The organism is Arthrobacter koreensis, from assembly GCF_035792275.1.
In the GTDB taxonomy this organism is placed as follows: domain Bacteria; phylum Actinomycetota; class Actinomycetes; order Actinomycetales; family Micrococcaceae; genus Arthrobacter_B; species Arthrobacter_B koreensis_A.
This window is the reverse complement of record NZ_JAMWKK010000008.1, coordinates 44,114-61,842: the sequence shown is the minus strand read 5'-3', so window position 1 is coordinate 61,842 and position 17,729 is coordinate 44,114. Positions and strand designations below refer to the sequence as shown.

Annotated in this window: 15 protein-coding genes; 7 read left to right on the top strand and 8 right to left on the bottom strand. The window is 64.1% G+C overall.

Features of this window, described 5'->3' with window-relative positions; genetic code table 11:
• Position 1: 1 nt before the first annotated feature.
• From NGB94_RS09670 to NGB94_RS09660, 3 genes are all read right to left on the bottom strand, one after another.
• Positions 2–1,321, bottom strand: coding sequence for a DUF6350 family protein (locus tag NGB94_RS09670; protein WP_325790412.1), 1,320 nt, complete (start codon positions 1,319–1,321; stop codon positions 2–4).
• A 972-nt stretch (positions 1,322–2,293) separates the two neighbouring features.
• Entirely contained in the window at positions 2,294–4,192 is a 1,899-nt protein-coding gene (locus tag NGB94_RS09665; RefSeq protein ID WP_325790411.1) for an HNH endonuclease, read from the bottom strand.
• A gap of 434 nt (positions 4,193–4,626) precedes the next feature.
• Entirely contained in the window at positions 4,627–5,379 is a 753-nt protein-coding gene (locus NGB94_RS09660; RefSeq protein WP_325790410.1) for a sulfite exporter TauE/SafE family protein, read from the bottom strand.
• A gap of 22 nt (positions 5,380–5,401) precedes the next feature.
• Here NGB94_RS09660 and NGB94_RS09655 point away from each other — a divergent pair, with 22 nt between their 5' ends.
• Together NGB94_RS09655 and NGB94_RS09650 are read left to right on the top strand one after the other, a co-directional pair.
• Positions 5,402–6,031 (top strand): DUF1684 domain-containing protein, encoded by a 630-nt coding sequence (locus tag NGB94_RS09655; RefSeq protein ID WP_325790409.1) that lies wholly within the window; start codon positions 5,402–5,404, stop codon positions 6,029–6,031.
• Positions 6,032–6,052: 21 nt separating this feature from the next.
• Complete coding sequence (locus NGB94_RS09650; protein ID WP_325790408.1) at positions 6,053–6,847, top strand: MSMEG_6728 family protein; 795 nt, start codon at positions 6,053–6,055, stop codon at positions 6,845–6,847.
• Here the strand turns inward: NGB94_RS09650 and NGB94_RS09645 are convergent.
• The 4 genes from NGB94_RS09645 to NGB94_RS09630 form a co-directional block, all read right to left on the bottom strand.
• A complete protein-coding gene (locus NGB94_RS09645; protein ID WP_325790497.1) occupies positions 6,844–7,428 on the bottom strand; it encodes a DUF6318 family protein in 585 nt (194 codons plus the stop codon). The genes NGB94_RS09650 and NGB94_RS09645 overlap by 4 nt on opposite strands.
• Before the next feature lie 195 nt (positions 7,429–7,623).
• Positions 7,624–8,055 (bottom strand): hypothetical protein, encoded by a 432-nt coding sequence (locus NGB94_RS09640; protein ID WP_325790407.1) that lies wholly within the window; start codon positions 8,053–8,055, stop codon positions 7,624–7,626.
• A gap of 473 nt (positions 8,056–8,528) precedes the next feature.
• Entirely contained in the window at positions 8,529–9,176 is a 648-nt protein-coding gene (locus NGB94_RS09635) for a DUF6318 family protein (RefSeq protein WP_325790406.1), read from the bottom strand.
• A gap of 113 nt (positions 9,177–9,289) precedes the next feature.
• Positions 9,290–9,883, bottom strand: a complete 594-nt coding sequence (locus tag NGB94_RS09630) for a hypothetical protein (RefSeq protein WP_325790405.1) — start codon at positions 9,881–9,883, stop codon at positions 9,290–9,292.
• 241 nt (positions 9,884–10,124) lie between these two features.
• On the opposite strand from NGB94_RS09630, the gene NGB94_RS09625 reads away from it, so the two are divergent.
• The gene (locus NGB94_RS09625; RefSeq protein ID WP_418910639.1) at positions 10,125–11,711 is read left to right on the top strand and encodes a stealth family protein; all 1,587 of its coding nucleotides are present in this window, start codon (positions 10,125–10,127) and stop codon (positions 11,709–11,711) included.
• 72 nt (positions 11,712–11,783) lie between these two features.
• Here NGB94_RS09625 and NGB94_RS09620 read toward each other — a convergent pair whose 3' ends face one another.
• A complete protein-coding gene (locus NGB94_RS09620) occupies positions 11,784–12,500 on the bottom strand; it encodes a FadR/GntR family transcriptional regulator (RefSeq protein ID WP_325790403.1) in 717 nt (238 codons plus the stop codon).
• Between the two features lie 223 nt (positions 12,501–12,723).
• Between NGB94_RS09620 and eat the strand changes: the two genes are divergently transcribed.
• The 4 genes from eat to NGB94_RS09600 are packed head-to-tail and all read left to right on the top strand — an operon-like array spanning position 12,724 to position 17,726.
• Positions 12,724–14,157: an ethanolamine permease gene (gene eat / locus NGB94_RS09615; protein ID WP_325790402.1), complete on the top strand. Its 1,434-nt coding sequence runs from the start codon at positions 12,724–12,726 to the stop codon at positions 14,155–14,157.
• A gap of 26 nt (positions 14,158–14,183) precedes the next feature.
• Entirely contained in the window at positions 14,184–15,563 is a 1,380-nt protein-coding gene (locus NGB94_RS09610) for a glutamine synthetase family protein (protein WP_325790401.1), read from the top strand.
• Entirely contained in the window at positions 15,550–16,374 is an 825-nt protein-coding gene (locus tag NGB94_RS09605) for a gamma-glutamyl-gamma-aminobutyrate hydrolase family protein (RefSeq protein WP_325790400.1), read from the top strand. The genes NGB94_RS09610 and NGB94_RS09605 overlap by 14 nt, the downstream gene beginning before the upstream one ends.
• Positions 16,371–17,726 (top strand): aldehyde dehydrogenase family protein, encoded by a 1,356-nt coding sequence (locus tag NGB94_RS09600; RefSeq protein WP_325790399.1) that lies wholly within the window; start codon positions 16,371–16,373, stop codon positions 17,724–17,726. Before NGB94_RS09605 ends, NGB94_RS09600 begins: the two co-directional genes overlap by 4 nt.
• The last annotated feature ends 3 nt before the right edge of the window (positions 17,727–17,729 follow it).

The window sequence follows — 17,729 nt, the reverse complement described above, 5'->3', positions numbered from 1 at the left end:
GCTACCTGCCTGCCGTGCTCAGGGTCTTTTCGGGACGCCGTGACCGTTCGCGTTCCAGCCACGGGCCTGCCGCGTAACCAATGACGACGCCGACGGCGACTTCCGCGGCAATCCAGATTCCGGTCCACAGCGGGTCGGGTCCTATGGCCACGAAGCGTCCGATGCCGAGCGAGCCGCGCGCAACGAGTGCTGCTGCGGCTGCCAGCAGTCCGGAAACAATTCCGATGACGGCGCCGAGGCAGACGGTTGAAACCGATGCCGTAAACCATCTGGCGCTGACCTTGATGGACAGCCATTCGTCGAAGTGGTTTTCCCCTTCGCGCAGGAACCACCAGCCGGCCAGCACTCCTGCCACTACCGGGATCAGCAGGGCTGCATAGGCGTATTCGGGCTGGCCGCTGGGCAGTGCTGCGAGTACCGGGACTGCCGGAAGCGGTCCAACTGTTGTTTCCAGCGGGCTGATCACGCTTCCGGTTCCGATGCTGAAGCCTGCTCCCGAGGCCCAGGCCAGCGTCCACACCACGAGGTTCGGCAGCAGTCCCAGCTGCGCGACGGTGAGGACGATTCCGCCGATGATTCCGGCGTCGAGCTTCTGGTACACCGTTGCTATCTCTGCCCAGCTCACTGCCAGCGCCACTACCAGCAGCACTGCTGCGAGTCCGATCGCCGCAGTGATTCCAACGATTCCCGCCCGGATTGCTGCCCACAGATAGGATCCTGCCCAGCGTGAGTGCTGGCTGGTTCGTGCGATCCAGTCCGTGAGGTCTACTCCGATGAGCCGTACCCAGGATCCTGCTTCCATCCTGGTTCCGATGATCACTCCGAGCCCTGCTGCAATAAGCGGTATGAGTGCTCCTGCAACGAGTGAGATGCTCACGTCTTCGTTTGCGGAGAAGTATGCCGCTGCCGTTCCGAGGAGTGCATAGGTTCCCAGCGCTCCGAGCAGTGCCTGCCAGAGCTGGTCTGTGTAGCAGGCGCGGGCGAGTCTGCGTCCTGCCCTCCAGCAGAGGAAGAACGGTATGAGTGTCAGTCCCAGCGGAATGAGTGAGAGGAGCCCGCTTGTTTCTTCCGGTCCGGCTGTTCCTGCCGGGAAGGTCAGCGACAGCGGCACTCCGTGCAGCAGCAGCCAGGCTTGTCCGCTGAGGCGTGCCAGCGATGCGTAGTCGCGGTCTGAGAACCCGTTTGCAGCCCACACACCTGTGAGCGGCAGGATCACGACCAGGGCTGACAGCACTGCTGCCTGGCCGAGTTCGAACATTCCCTGCAGCCAGAGCGGCATGGGCAGCACACCCGGTTTCTTCGGGCGCTTAAAGAGTTTCATCGCTTTCTATCGTGCCATTCTGAACGGTCCCAGCAGTTGAGGGTGTGGGTGTGAGTCGAGGTTTGGGCTGTGGCTCCGGGAGCGTTGTCCTGCGGGCCAGTCGTGCGGTTCGGGTTGTGGCTCTGGCTGTCTTGGCTGTATCGCTCCGCCGTGATTCCCTGTGTGCTCCGTTCCCCTTGCGCACTGCAGTTTCACTTAAGCGGGTTGCCGTCTTTGTCTCTCCACTGGTTCCGGTACCGGAAGACGGTTGCTAGCAGCACTAAACCGACGGCCAGCACGATGGGGGCTTCGGGCAACCAAGCGTTGCCGGAAATCGGCAAAACGAGTCCCCTGACAACCAGCAGCCCTCCGAGGATAGTCACACCGAACCAAATCCGAGTCCGAACCGGCACCCTCCAGACGGCACGCCACCTTCTTCTGGGCATGAGTGCAGGTCCTTTCGGCTGATGGTGCTCAAGGGGCGTTGTTGGGCGAGCCTACTACTGCGGGAGGGGCCGGGCGGGGCCTGGAGACTTCGGGGAGGGGACCCGGGCGGGGCGGGCCGGGAGGCTCCGGGGAGGGGACCCTTGCGGGGCGGGAGCGGGCGGGGCGGGGCGGCCGGGAGGGCGGAGCGGGGAGGGCGGAGCGGGGAGGGGGCCCAAGCGAGGTGGAAACGAGTGAATTCGAGGAGGCACCCGCTGAAGCGTTAGCGCGTGGCGGGGTTGGCGCGGCGGCTGCACGGAGCCGCCGCGAAACCGAGTGAAGCTGAGACGGAGTCGTCGCCAAACCGTCACAAAGCTGAGGCGGAGCCGGGACGGACGAGGCACGGAGCCGTCGCACCCAGACGGGCCAGGAACGGGGCCGTCGCACCGGCGCGGCGCCTGCGCGGAGCCTTCGATCCGGAACGAGGCAGAGACTGCACGGACGTCGTGCGAACGAATCTGCGCTGTTCCGGCTCCCTTCCCAAGACGGAACAGCGCAGATTCGTTGGCCTTAGAAGGGCGGCGGGTCGTCGTCCGCCTGCTTTGTTTTCTGGCCGGGGCTCTCTCTGCTCGTTTTTCGTGGGCTGGGCATGAAGGCCAGTTCGGCGTCGGTGGTGTAGGTGCGGCCGGTGGGTGAGTTCCATTCGATGGTTCCGGCCTCTGGCTGGCGGGCTTTCCAGTGTCCGAGGGTTTTGAACCGGTGGTGTTTGGGGCAAAGGTGTTCCAGGTTCGTGTGCTCTGTTGGTCCGCCGTGGGAGTAGGGCGTGGTGTGGTCGATTTCTGCGTGGGTGACGTTTACTGAGCAGCCGGGGAAGCGGCAGGTTCCGTCCCGGGCCTGGAGCCAGCGTTTGAGGCCTGCTGGGATGCGGCGGGTTCGTCCGACGTTCAGGATTTCGCCGGTTGCGGGGTCCTGGATGAGGGGTGTCCAGTGCAGGGCGCCCAGGATCATGGTGCGTGCTGTTTCTGGGCTGATGGGTCCGTAGCCGTTGAGTTCTGCGGGGTTCTCGTCGAGGCCGGCGAGGGTATCGGCGTTGATTAGGACCATGACTTCGGTGCGGACTTTTGACCGGTTCTGGTTCCGTTGCCGTTCGGCCCGGCGGGGACGTCTAGCGTTTCGTCTGGTGTCGTTGTGTGAGTCCGCCGGCTGGTCCGAGCCAGAGCCGGTGCCTGACCCAGAGCTCGTGTCCGAACCGGAGTGGGGACGGGAACTGGAGACCGAGCCGGTGCCAGCTCCAGAGCCAGCGCTAGCGCTAGCGCCGGAGCCCGAGCCCCTGCCAGCGCCAGAGCTAGAGCGCTTGCCTGAGCCGGGGTGGGGGCGGGAGCCGGAGGCGGAGCCCGTGCCTGAGCCCGTCCTCGTTGCCGTGCCCGAGACCGAGGCCGGGTCGGTACCGCCAGAATATGCAGGAGTGGCTGACCGTGCTTCCACTGAGGTGTCGGGCGTGCTTGCTGGAGTGAGAGTGTCGGCGGATAGGGCCGTGGGTTCGGCGTCGAGGAGCAGCTCGGTGAGGGTGTCGGCGCGGAGCTGGTCCATAGTTCGTGGATCTCCGGCCCGTTTGCCGGCTTTCGCGGCACCGGTCAGGGCAGCGAACATGGCCTGGCCCTTCTCCGCAGCGATGATCGCGCTCAGGCAGGACATACCATCGGGCAGGGGCTGGAACATGACCCGGCGTTTGTCCTTGGCCTCCCGGTGGCGGACAGGGATCAGATCCGGGAAGCGGGACTCGCGGAGCCTGCGGGCCCGCCGGCCGAATCCGGCAGCAGTCCTGCCCTCAGCCTCCGCGAGCAGATCCCGTTCAAACGCACCGCGCACACTCAGCGCGACGCTGACTGCCGCAGCGTCGTCGGTCCCGGTTCCTGTTTCTTCGCCGACTGCTTCGTCCGGGGCATCGGGACTGCGCTCAGTGCCCAGCCCGCCGTCCTGCCCAAAGTCCAAGTCCAGCTGGCCCGTATCACCCGTTGATGGATCCGCAGCAGAACTGTCGAGGCCGGCAACCGCCCCCGCTTCCGGAATGTCAGGGATGTCGGCGGGTAGGTTGTGGGTTTCTTCGAGGATGATCCGAGCGTGCTGGAGGCCGATCTTCCCCTCGGCCAGACGGTCAAGAGTGTCCGGCGCCTCAGTACACAGCCGCGTGGATTCGCTGATCAGCTGCATCGCTGTCATGTGCGGAATGTTCAGGACCGTGGAAGCCTCCGCAGCAGCAAGACTCATGGCCAGGGCTGGTTCTTCCCTGCCGGATGCTTCGGCAATGTCCCGGGCGAAAAGCACTTCCAGGCGTGCAGCAACACGTGCCTGCTGCGCCTGCGCCCAAGACACGAGCGTGCCCAGACGCTGCAGGGCGGAGACGGTTTCCTCATAGCCCAGACGGTCGGCGCCCCGGAACGACAACCGCCCGGCAAATCCCTCCGGCAAGGCCAACACCGACGCGTCATCAGCCACCGCCGGATCGGCACAAAACACAGCACCGTCAAGGACAGCAGACCCGGCATTCCGGGGCAGTGAACCGGACCGATCCGGCCCCTCGCCCGTTCCACTTTCCGGAGAACCGGCGAACACAGGTCCGGCACCCGGCACACCACCATCCCGGTCAGCTGACCGGGAGAACGGTGTACCCGAGGAGCGGTTCATACCCCCAACACTGTCAGCTGCCACCGACATTTCAGGGCCTAAATCGGCCCTTTTCAGGACCATCAATTACCGGTGATTTACCCGCTTTTCTGACCGGTTTTGGTCGCGTCTACGGGCGATGAAGAACCCCTAATACGCTCACTTTTCGGAGTCCAGCCGCGCATAGCAGCGCCGCAAGCGCACGCTGCCCATCGCCGTCGGGCACCACCCGCCCCCGGCTAGGCGACCAAGTCGATAATGCCCTTGACCATCGCGGCCCCGGCACCAAGGAAGGCGATCACGATGACTGCGAAGCGGACGTGGTCGTCACGGATGTGCTTCTGCAGCACCTCTCCGGCATAGATGCCGCCGACGATCATGACACCAATCAGGATCCAGGCAACCACACTGAACGGAGGCATCTGCCCCGGATCCATTGAGAGCTTCACGGCGAGAGTGACCGTTGCGATGGTTACGAAGAACGGCTGGAGGGTTGCGGCGAACGGCCGCTGCGGCCACCGTGCCATCACAGCGTAGGCGCTCACCGCCGGACCGCCCACACCGGCCACGGCGTTAGTCACTCCGGAAGCGAAACCGGCTATCGCCTTCGCAGGATTGCCGGTAACCACAACCGAATTGCGGGCCAGAACCAAAGAGGCACCCAGTGCCACGAGCACGATCGCGCCAACGATCACGGCCATCGGCGCGGCCGGCAGGTACACGGCGGCGATCGAGGCAGGAATACTGCCGATCACCGCCGGAATCGCCAGCCACCGGTACATGCTCCAGTCCACGTCCTTCCAGACCCGGAACATGATCAGCAGCGACGACACCAGCCCGCACACATTCACCATCAGCACGCCGGCATGGGCGCCGAGAATGATCACCAGGAACGGCGAAATCAGGAGTGCGAACCCAAGACCGGCGATCCGCTGGGCCAGCGCCCCAACAAAGATCGAAGCCAGCACGACAATTAGCAGTCCCGTAGTCACCCAAACACACTACGCTGGGGACATGGTTTCCCCCGATTCGGCACTCCGGACGGCTGACTGGCGCCGTCGCATGTTCGACATATACGCCCAGGTGAGGCAGGCCGCAGAGGTCGGATCGCCGTCGTCGGCCCATGATCTTTGGCGCCGGGAACGCGATGAACTGTTCGGGTCCCACCCCGCCTCTCCGCTAAGCGACGAGGCTAAACGCCGGTTCAGCAGGCTCACGGTTGCACCCTACGATCCTGAGCTGCGCTGCGAAGCGGATATTGACGACGACGGCGCCGGGCAGCAGCTCGAGGTCCCCACCGGCACGGATGGGACTGTCTACTTCGAACGCCTCGGAACCGTTTCGACGCCGGTAGGCCGGCTGGCGCTGTGGCGCCTGGCCACATACGGAGGTGGATTGTTCCTCCCGCTGCGGGATGGGCTGGCCGGCAGGCCGGACGGCACCTACGGCGGCGGGCGGTACCTCCTGGACACGATCAAGGGCGCGCATCTCGGGGAAGGGCCGGGCGATTCCCTGATTCTGGATTTCAACTTTCTCTACAACCCCTCGTGCGCTTATGACGAAGCCTGGGCCTGTCCCCTGCCTGGTCCGGACAACCGGGTATCCGAACCCGTCTTTGCCGGAGAACTGTATGCCGAGTACTAGCTAGGGCTCCGGAGGCCACCTGTGCAGACCTTCCTTCCCTACGAAAGCTTCCGGCGCAGCGCCGAGGTGCTCGATTCTCCACGGCTGGGCAAGCAGCGCGTCGAGACCCTGCAGATTCTGAGGGCCCTGGTTCTTCCCGACTACGGCTGGCGAAACCACCCCGTCACCCGGATGTGGATGGGCTACGTTCCCGCGCTGGTGACCTACGGCCTGGCGATGACCGATGCGTGGACCGGCCGCGGATATGCCGATACAGTGCGCGGGCAGCTGGTCGAGTTCGCGCCGGACACCGACGGCGGTGACGCGCCTCCGCCTCCTTGGCTCGGCAATGAACGTCTTCACGAGAGCCACCGTTCGAACCTGCTGGCCAAGGATCCTGCGTTCTACGCAGATTTGTTCCCCGGCACTCCCCCGGGCCTGCCGTATGTGTGGCCGGATCCCGAGAAGCTGCTTCTGCCCGCTGAACCCGAAGCGGATTCCCTGTGGGTCGCGCGGACTGTTCCCGGGGATGACGGTCCCGTGATTGAGCTGCCCATGCTGTCCGCAGGCGGTAAGCCCGTGACGGGGAAGAAAGCCCGCCAGCTTGAGCGCTTCCTGGACGAAATGAACGACGGCGATGAAGTTGCCTTGCTGGGTCCGGACCGGACTGTTCTGGAGCTCGGGACCGTTGGGGAAGTTTCCCTCACAAATGACACTGCCCTCCGAACGGTCCAGGTATCCGGGCGCCTGCGCCGGTCCGATTTCGCTTATCCGGCCCTGCTGCAAGATCCCCGGACATTGTTCTCTGTGCCTCGGCCGGATGTTCCTGGGCACTAGCCCGGCCATCCCGTCAGCACGGCAGTATCCACGTACCAGCCGTCTCCGGTGAATGTTGCTTCCAGCAGCATGTGTCTGGAGTGGAGGTTCCCGGCAACCACGTCCGCTGATTTCCCTGCGCTGTCCCGGAAGACCATGACTTTCTGCCTAACCGACATTGTTGCCTGGCGGCGGTTTTCCGGGGTGAGGACAAAGGCTGACTCGAGCTTCTCCATCTCAACGAGTCCGCCTTCCACCCATCCCCCATTGGCGTATGTTTCCGGAATTCTCCCGTACATACCGCCGCAGACATCGCACTCAGGCGTCGTCACGGTCTTGAGCGGTGCGGCGTCTCCGGTTTGGTACGTATAGTCAACAAGCTCGAACCAATACTCGGCGAATGCCAGCAGCCCTTCCTTCGTATCCTGACGTGCCATCGCTGGAAACACCGGAAGCTCTACATTGGCTGCCGGACCCGCGCCGGAAGCCTGGCTGTAGGACGGAGTTGGTGTCGGCGTCGGGCTTGGTACTGCTGTTTCAGAGGCTGAGGCGCTGGCGTTCGGTGTTTCGGTTTCACCCGCCGCAGGCTGGAAGCTTGCCATAGAGCACCCACTCAACAAAGCCGTAAGCACGACGGCCCCACAGATTCGAAGGGCGGCCCTTCTGGATCCTCGACTGCGGTTTCGAATCCGCGCATTCTCCATAGCCATCTCCTGTAGTCCGTCCGCTGTTGTGGACTGAGGCTACGGCCACATCAGCAGGTGATTCGTCTTATCCACAGGGAGAATTCAGGAAAGTCAGCAGCCAATTCCGGCTGGGTTTACAAGGCAGTTGTCGGCGACACTGCGCGATTCCGACCGCCAGACACTGAGACCCTGGGCCGGAGACTCAACTTCCGCGCGTCCGTCCATCGGAATCATGGGTCCGCCGTTGACTGAGTATTCACCGGAGAAGAATGTCGTCACGCTCACGGGGAAATCGCCGGTCTGGGAATACATGTGGCTCGTCGCGGTCTGCTCACCCCAGCGCGCTTCTGGCAGAGGTCCGCCGGGAGTCGACACCGGACCATAGCTTGTGCCGTCGCCGTAGTTGAACGTGTACTCCGTCGGCTCCACCTCGATGCGGATGGACTGTCCCAGGAGTTCCATCTCGAAAACCTGGCTTGATGCTTCAACGTAGACGTTTGTGTGCGCGCCGATGAGCGTGTGGGGACTGGGCTGGACGCTCATGGTTCCCGGGGCGATTGGGGCTTCCTGGAAAGCCCTGAGGATCTCGCCCCGGAGTCGCTCCTGAAAGGCAGCTGGGTCTTCCGAGTAGATGCAGCTGGGGTTGGCTCCTAGGCGTGGCCAAGTAGTCGGGTCAGTAACTCTCAATCCGGAAAACCACCACACCAGTCGACCATCAGCGGCTGCTGTGCATGTTGCTGCCTGACTGAGGCATTCCAAGTCCCCGGAATTCCTGTCATCGAAGCATGCAGGTTCGAACCTATAACCATTGGGGTCTTCCGGAAGACCGACCTCAAGATTCGTCCACACCCCTGACTCATGCTGATGCCACTCACCTACTACGTTGCCATCATGGAAGGACGAGCCTCCTCCAGTCTTGTCCTCGCTAGAGTGAGCCGGCGTGGCCCAGGCCGAAACTACGAGTAGCGAAAAAATCAGCCCCAAGACAAAAATTCGATCGACCATTGCCGTGGGCCTTACATACTCGACAGCTGATCAACAGTCCACGCCTTATCCTGAAAGCTAGCTTCCAGGATTTGTACAACAGGTGCTTCGCTCCCAGGGTCTACCCCATATTCCTCCCCGTCGGGACCGAAGAACTCGATCGGTTCCTGTGTGAACTGAATAAGCACCTGATACAGATTATTTGGAGTAAGTACGTAGTCGCTGTGAACACTCCTGAAGTCGATCATGGCGCCGGCTATCCAATCATCATCGCGGTAACCACGCTCGACGACGTCGAAGTATCGGTTGCAGTCCGTACACGAGTCGCCGCTCACAGCCTTTATTGGTTCCAGATCCCCCGTCTCATACCCGTAATTCACAAGCTCATACCAATACCGCGCGAAAGCGATAAGCCCTTCCTTGGACTCGACCTTCGCCTCCTCGGGCATCACAGGCAACGGAACATTCTCCGCAGGACCCTCAGCAGAAGCAGGCTTGTACGTCGCAGAAGGCGTGGGAGTCGGACTCGGAGAAGCGCTAGGCGAACTGGAACTACTCGGAGACTGGGCAGCATCCGCATCAGGATCATCAGAGCCGGAACACGCAGACAGAGCCACAAGGGAGCCGGCAAGAACCAAAGAAACCGCAGCAAACCGGCGTCGAACACCAAGACTGGACATCAAAACCCCCGTGGTAGGCAAGGCAGCGTGCGGTAGATGCTACCCAAACTGCCGCAAAGCATACGGACTTATCCACAGCACGCCACAGCAAAAGGGCAAGAAGCCCAAAAAACTCAATCGGAACTGCGCAGGGACACCAGCATCCTTTTCACATCACGGAACTCATCAGAACCGGCATACGCCGCAGCCTTCTCCAAATGGGCCGAAACACCCGAACCCGCATCAGGAGGGACCACACCGGAAAACCGGCCACCGCTGGACTCAGTCAGCGTGAAGAAATCAAACAAACCACATGAAGCCTGCTCAGCAGTCGGAGGCGGAGCACTGACAACCGCATAGGTAACCATGGCTTCACCAGCTGACGGAGCAACAGAGTGGTACACAAAACGCTGGGAAGTGCCCTGGGCTGACTTCAGCTCCGGCATCGGCTGGGAATCGTACTCCGTATACGTGACAGGCTCCTGCATGCCCATACATACCTGATCGGTAATAATTCCGGTGTCGAGCCAGGCCATCAAATCGCCGTCGGCGTCGTAAACATGGTAGGAAACGCCGCCGGCAGGATCATTCGCCAACGCAGCAACTTCACGAACTGACCAGTCAGGAGGGTATTCAAACTCAAGGGAAGCCGAGTCAATTTTCTGGACAGACCAGGCCGGATCCGACGGCTGGGGAACAGCACAGGACTGAACAGCCAAGGCCGCCATTACAGCGCCTGCGAACAGGGTGTTACGGTATCTCACATCGGCTCCCGGAGGTTTCCGCGTGCTAAGCATCAATGCTACGCAGCCCCGCCAGCGCCGCCCATAGCACCCCGCGGTTTCCAAGCTCCGGCACGGCCCCAAACCGGCCCGGAAACACCAACGGTCCAGCTACCGTGCAGCGTCGCACGCTTCCCCTTTTTCCGCGCCTAAATGGCCCGACCCCTCGGAGGCTCCAATTACCGACATCACCGCAGAGCACGACGTCTACTTCGGCACACCGGAAGAAGGCACAGAGGCCGAAGACCTCCAGACAGCATCCCTGGCCGTCATTGAACGCGTTGAACACAGACCCAACGTTCGCAAGATCAAGGGCCGGCTGACCCTCATGGACACGGGCCTGACACCGCACCAGGCCATGGTGGAGGACCTGCTGTTCATCCGCCGGGTCCTGGACGACGCAGGAATCGACTACCTCCTGGTCCGCGGCAACGACCAGCGGCCGGTGATCGCAATCGACCTGCGCCTGCGGGACGACCTGCGCCGCGCCCTCGTGGAAGCCTGCAGGGACGAACCGTTCTACTCACGCAGCGTGGACACCGAAAAGTCCCGGACCGTGCTGGTGGCCGACGGCGAGCTGTCACCGCACGGGAAAACACGCATCATCCGGCTGTTCCGCCCGCGCGGCACCAGCGGAACCAACCTCGTCTTCGGCCCGTCCGCAGGTGTCCAGGTGGAGCTCTGGGAACTCGGCGAAAAGGAAATCACCCTCCCGGTAGAAAACTCCCTGACCCGGCGCACCCTGCCGGCCTCCGAAGTGGTGCGCGGAAGCGTAGACAAGCACGGCCTGGTCTGGCCGACCATCGAGAACATGTTCGCCGACCACGCCACGGACATCAGGTTCGACGTCGATCTGGTCTTCTCCTGGGTGGACGGAAGTTCCCCCGAATACCGGGCCCGGCGCGCTGCGCTGATGCAGGACGCAGTGGTCGGCGAAGGCGACGACCATGAAGCCCGCTACCGCCAGATCAACGAACTGAAGTACGCCCTGCGCTCGGTCTACATGTTCGCGCCGTGGATCCGCCGCATCTTCATCGCCTCGGACTCCCCCCGCCCTGACTGGCTGGCAGACCACCCCTCCGTCACGTTCGTACCGGCAACCGAGCATTTCCGCGACCCGTCCGTACTGCCCACCTTCAATTCACAGGCAGTCGAGTCCCAGCTCCAGCACATTCCCGGGCTGTCCGAACACTTCCTGTACTCCAACGACGACATGTTCTTCGGCCGCCCGGTAGGACCTGACCTGTTCTTCTCTCCCGGCGGAATCACCAAGTTCATCGAGGCCAGCACTCGCATCGGCCTCGGCGCCAACGATCCCGAACGCAGCGGCTTCGAAAACGCAGCACGGGTAAACCGCAGGCTGCTATGGGAGCGCTTCGGCCGGATCACCACCCGCCACCTCGAACACACCGCAGCACCCCTGCGTAAGAGTGTCCTGGTGGAAATGGAAGCAGTGTTCCCCGACGAGTTCGCCGCCACGGCAGCCAGCAAGTTCCGTGCCAAGGACAACATCTCCGTCACGAACTCGCTCTACCACTACTACGCGCTGCTCACGGGACGCGCCGTGACGCAGGAAACCGCCAAGGTGAAGTACGTGGACACCACGTCCTACCGGGGCCTGAAATCGATGGACCGGCTGCTGGCCAAGCGGAACAAGGACCTCTTCTGCCTCAACGACGGGTCCTTCCCCGAAGTCTCCACCGAAGAACGCACCGACCGGGTCACTGACTTCCTGGAGAAGTACTTCCCGATCAAGGCGCCCTGGGAGAACTAACAGGCAATAAAGTACGACGGCGGCACCAGGGTTTGGCTCGAAGACCCGGGTGCCGCCGTCGTGCGTTGGGCGCTACCCCAAAAAGCCCCGCAGCAGCCGCTCGGTGCCTTCCAGATGGGCGACGGCCGCAGCCTCGGCGGCATCCGCATCCCCGCGCAGCACGGCATCAACCAGTTCCCGGTGCTGTGCCTGGGAATGGTCCAGGTTGGCCTGCAGCAGCGGGATCCGGTCCAGCAGGTCACTGGCCTGGGCACGCACCTCGGCAACGGCAGCTACCAGCCGGGAAGACCCCGACAGCTCCGCAACAGCAATGTGGAACCGGGCATCCTTGGGACGGAACGTATCGGTGGCAGCGTGGTCCACTTCCTCCAGCGCGGCCAGCAGATGCCCACGGGCTGCGGGCGTCAGCGTGGCCTCAGCCGCGAGCCGTGCAGCAGCAGACTCCACCACCCTGCGGAACAGCAGTACGTCCTCCAAATCCCCCGCATCCCCCTGATTCGCAGGCACCGGCCGCTCCGGAAGAACCTCGGCGGCGAAGGTTCCGCCGTACCGTCCGCGCCGTGACACCAGATATCCCGCAGCCTGCAGATCTGCGAGCGCCTCGCGCAGAGTGGCCCGGGAGACACCCAGCTGGGCTGCCAGCTCGCGCTCGGGGGGAAGCCTGGTCCCGGCGCCGTAGATCCCGAGCTTGAGGTTCTCCAGGACCCGCTCCACGGTTTCTTCGAACGCGTTGCCGCGGCGCACCGGCCGCATGGGCAGCGCCCCGGCGTCGAACTGCGGCATATCCATGCGGGAAGTCTAAGGCCAAAGCCCTCAAATCAGGCCAATAAAAAACCTGCTGCAGCTCTTGACGTGCCCCCATATCCAGCGCCAGACTCTTCACCAACCTTCATGGACTGAAATCAGTCCATTGCGCCAAGTGCGCCTGCGTCTGGCTACACCAGCTTTTGCTCCACGTGGATTGTTCCTGCACCGTCCAATTCCAACGCACGAGGAAAACCGAGGAACCGGCATGGCAAAATCCCGGGTCGACTACACGAAAGTCGGCGCTAACTACATGAGCCAGCGGCAGCTCAAGCGCGGCGCGGCAGGCTGGATCCTGCTGGCAGGCCTGGGCGTCGCCTACGTGATTTCCGGAGACTTCTCCGGCTGGAACCTCGGCCTGGCACAGGGAGGCTGGGGCGGACTGCTCATCGCCTTCGTCCTGATGGGCATCATGTACACGTGCATGGTCTTCGGGCTGGCAGAGCTCTCCTCCACACTGCCAACCGCCGGGGCAGGCTACGGCTTCGCGCGGCGGGCGCTGGGACCGCTGGGCGGCTTCGCCACGGGCATGGCCGTGCTGATCGAATACGCCGTGGCCCCGGCTGCCATCGCCACCTTCATCGGCGGGTACATAGAAGCGCTGGGCCTGTTTGGTCTCACCAACTCCTGGCCGGTCTACCTTGTCACCTACGCGATCTTCATCGGCATCCATCTGCGCGGCGTGGGCGAAGCACTCAAGCTGATGTTCGTCATCACCGCCATCGCCGTCCTGGCGCTGGTCGCCACCGTGGTGGGCCTTGTACCCAAGTTCGACGCCGCCAATCTGTTCGACATTGTCCCCTCCGACGCCGCAGGCGCGAGTTCCTTCCTCCCCATGGGTATTGCCGGTGCCCTGGCCGCACTGGTCTACGGCATCTGGTTCTTCCTCGCCGTGGAGGGCGTCCCGCTGGCCGCCGAGGAGACTGAAGACCCCAAGCGGAACATGCCCCGCGGCATCATCGCAGCCATGGCAATCCTTCTGGTCTTCGGCGCACTCATGCTGGTGCTGGTTCCGGGAGCGGCAGGAGCCGAGGCCATGAGCACCTCGGATAATCCGCTTCCTGAAGCCCTGCGCATCGCCTACGGAGGCAACACCTTCCTGGCCGACTTCGTGAACTACGCAGGGCTGGCAGGTTTGGTGGCCAGCTTCTTCTCCATCATGTACGCCTACTCCCGGCAGCTTTTCGCGCTCTCCCGTGCCGGCTACCTGCCGCGCTGGATGTCCCTGACCACCCGCTGGCGCACCCCGTACATGGCGCTGATCGTCCCGGGCACCATCGGCTTCCTGCTCGCTGCGCTTACCGGTGACGGCGGTCTGCTGATCAATATCGCTGTCTTCGGCGCAACGGTGTCCTACGTGCTGCTGAACCTCTCCCACATTGTGCTCCGCCGGCGTGAACCCGACCTGCCCCGCGGCTACCGCACCCCGGGCGGAGTGGTCACCACCGGCGTCGCGCTGTTCCTGGCGGTAGTGGCCGTGGTGGCGACCTTCGTGGTGGATGTGCTGGCAGCGTCGATTACCGCGGGCATTTTCGTAGCCGCACTGGCCTACTTCTGGTTCTATAGCCGCCATCATCTGGTCGCCAGTGCCCCGGAGGAGGAATTCGCCCAGATCACCGAGGCCGAATCGGAAATCCGTTAGGAAACAACGTGGGAAGTGGACAGAGCATGAAGCAGCAGGAGCAGAAACTACCGCCCAACGGGCTGGACATCGAAGAACTGCGCGAACGCACCGAAGCGGGCACCATCGACACCGTGATCGTCGCCATCACCGACCATCTGGGCAGGCTGCAGGGCAAACGCTGCGGTGCGAAGTCCTTCCTGGAAGACGTCTACCCGCACGGAGCCGAGGGCTGCAACTACCTGCTCGCCGTGGATGTGGACATGAACACCATCGACGGCTACGAATCCTCCTCGTGGGAGAACGGCTATGGAGACCTGGTGATGCGCCCCGACATGGAAACGCTGCGCCTGGTGCCCTGGCTGCCCGGAACCGCCATTGTCCAGTGCGACGTGCTGCACACCGACGGCACTCCCCTGGCCCCGTCGCCGCGGCAGATCCTGCGCCGCCAACTGGACCGGCTGGAGGAACTTGGCTACCGGGCCTACATCGGCACCGAACTGGAGTTCATCCTCTTCGATGACAGCTACTCCTCCGCATGGGACCGCGAGTACACCGGCATGCAGGCCGCCAGCCGGTACAACGTGGACTATTCGCTGCTGGCCACTTCCCGGCTGGAACCGGTGCTGCGCGCCATCCGCACCGGCATGGAAGGCGCCGGCATGGTGGTTGAATCCTCCAAGGGCGAATGCAACTACGGGCAGCAGGAAGTCACCTTCCGCTTCGACGAAGCCATGCGCACCTGCGACAACCACGCGTTCTACAAGACCGGTGCCAAGGAAATCGCAGACCAGCAGGGCAAGAGCGTCACCTTTATGGCAAAATTCAACGAACGCGAAGGCAATTCCTGCCACATCCACTTCAGCCTCCGGGACCTCGACGGCGAACCGGTGTTTCCCGGCGACGGCGAGCACGGCTTCAGTCCCGTCATGGAACACTTCCTCGCCGGACAGCTGGCAGCACTGAAGGAACTGACCTACTTCCTGGCGCCGAACGTGAACTCCTACAAGCGGTTCGTGGAAGGCAGCTTCGCGCCCACCGCCATCGCATGGGGCCTGGACAACCGCAGCTGCGCGCTCCGAGTGGTGGGCCACGGTTCCGGAATGCGCAGCGAAAACCGGGTGGGCGGCGGGGACCTGAACCCCTATCTGGCAGCGGCAGCGCTAGTGGCAGCAGCCATCCACGGCCTTGAAAACCGGCTTCCGCTGGAACCGGTCACCGCCGGCAACGCCTACACCACCGGAGCCGACCGGCTGCCGACGACGCTGCGCGCCGCCCGTGATCTGCTGGCCCGCAGTGAGATGGCCCGCAAGGCCTTCGGCGACGACGTCGTCGCCCACTACGTGCACGCGGCCGACGTCGAGCTGGCCGCCTTCGAATCCGCCGTCACCGACTGGGAGCGCAAGCGTGGTTTTGAGCGGCTCTGAGGATCCCACGACCGACGACGGAGCGCGGCCGCTGATCGGAATCACCACCTACTACCAGGAAGCGGCCTGGGGCGTCTGGAGAGGTCCAGCAGCGCTGATTCCGGGAACCTATGTGGAGGCGGTCGCAGCAGCGGGCGGCGTCCCGGTGCTGCTGCCTCCGGTGGCAACGGACGTGCGCGTACTGGACCGGCTGGACGGGCTAATCACCGCCGGCGGCACCGACGTGGACCCGGCCGAGTACGGGCACGAGCGGCACCGGCTGACCGTCAGCCAGCCGCAGCGCGATGCCCATGATCTGGCCCTGACCAGGGCAGCCCTGGACCGGGGCCTGCCGCTGCTGGCGGTCTGCCGGGGAGCGCAGGTCCTGAACGTAGCGCTGGGCGGCACACTGATCCAGCACCTGCCCGACGTCCGCCCGGAAGCGAACTACCAGCCGTCCCCCGGTGTTTTTGGCGAAGTCGGGTTCACGACCACCCCGGGCAGCCTCATCGCGTCCCTGCTCGGTCCGCAGGCCAGCGCTCCCTGCTACCACCACCAGGGAATCGCCGAACTGGGGCATGGTCTGGTGGTCACGGCGGTGGCGCCGGAAGGCACCATCGAAGCGGTGGAACTGCCCGACGGCGGCAGCTGGGTGCTGGGAGTGCAGTTCCATCCCGAGCAGAATCCCGAAGACCTGCGGCTGTTTCGCGGACTCGTCGCTGCGGCCGCGCGGCACGCCGGTGCAGGCGGCAACGAAGGCCACGGACCCGGCCACAGAGGAGGCCGCGGCGATACTGTCCCGCACACGTCAAGGCAAGGAGCCCGCCGGTGAGCACGCCCATCCTGAACCCGGCCACGGAGGAGATCATCACCACCGTGGCCCCGCTGGACCTGGAGGCTGCCGATGCGGCGATCGCTGCGGCCGCGCGTGCCTTTGAAACCTGGCGGACCACCGGCCCCTCGGACCGTGCCCGCCTGCTGCGCCGCTTCGCAGCCGCCGTGGACGCGGACCTGGAGAACCTCGCGGCGCTTGAAGTGGCGAATGCCGGGCACACCCTGGGGAACGCACGGTGGGAAGCGGGCAACGTCCGGGACGTGCTGAACTACTACGCCGGCGCTCCGGAACGGCATACCGGGGCACAGATTCCGGTGGACGGCGGCATCGACGTCACGTTCCACGAGCCCCTGGGTGTGGTGGGCGTGATCGTCCCGTGGAACTTCCCCATGCCCATCGCCGGGTGGGGCTTCGCACCGGCACTGGCTGCTGGAAACACCGTGGTCCTCAAACCGGCTGAGCTGACGCCGCTGACCGCACTGCGGCTCGCGGAACTCGCGCTGGAGGCGGGCATCCCCGAGGGCGTGTTCCAGGTGCTGCCCGGCAAGGGATCGGTAATCGGCGAGCGCTTTGTCACCCATCCGGCTGTCCGCAAAGTCGTGTTCACCGGATCCACCGAAGTGGGCAAGCAGATCATGGCCGGCTGCTCTGCCCAGCTGAAGCGGGTGACCCTGGAGCTGGGCGGCAAGAGCGCCAACATCATCTTCGACGACGCCGACCTGGAACAGGCCGCCGCCGCAGTGCCGGGCGGCGCCTTCGACAACGCCGGCCAGGACTGCTGCGCCCGGTCCCGGGTCCTGGTGCAGGCCGGCGTGTACGAACGATTCCTGGAACTTCTCGAGCCCCACGTCACCGGGCTGAGGGTAGCCGACCCCCGGCAGCCGGACTCAGCCATGGGTCCGCTGATTTCTTCCGCACAGCGCGAGCGGGTGGCCGGATATGTGGCGGCAGACGACGTCGTGATCCAGGGCCGGGCGCCGGACGGTCCCGGCTTCTGGTTTCCGCCGACTGTCCTGGCCCCGGCCCCCGGCAGTCCGTCGCTGCGCGAGGAGATCTTCGGTCCGGTCCTGGCCGTTGTTCCGTTCACTGATGAGGAGGACGCCGTCCGGATCGCCAACGACTCGGCCTACGGGCTCTCCGGCTCAATCTGGACCCGGGACCTGGGACGTGCCCTGCGCACCTCACGCGGCGTCGAAGCCGGAAACCTCTCCGTGAACTCTCACTCATCCGTCCGCTACTGGACCCCGTTTGGCGGTTTCAAGCACTCGGGGCTCGGCCGGGAACTGGGCCCGGACGCCCTGGACGCGTTCACGGAGACCAAGAACGTCTTCATTGCCACCGGCCGGTAACGG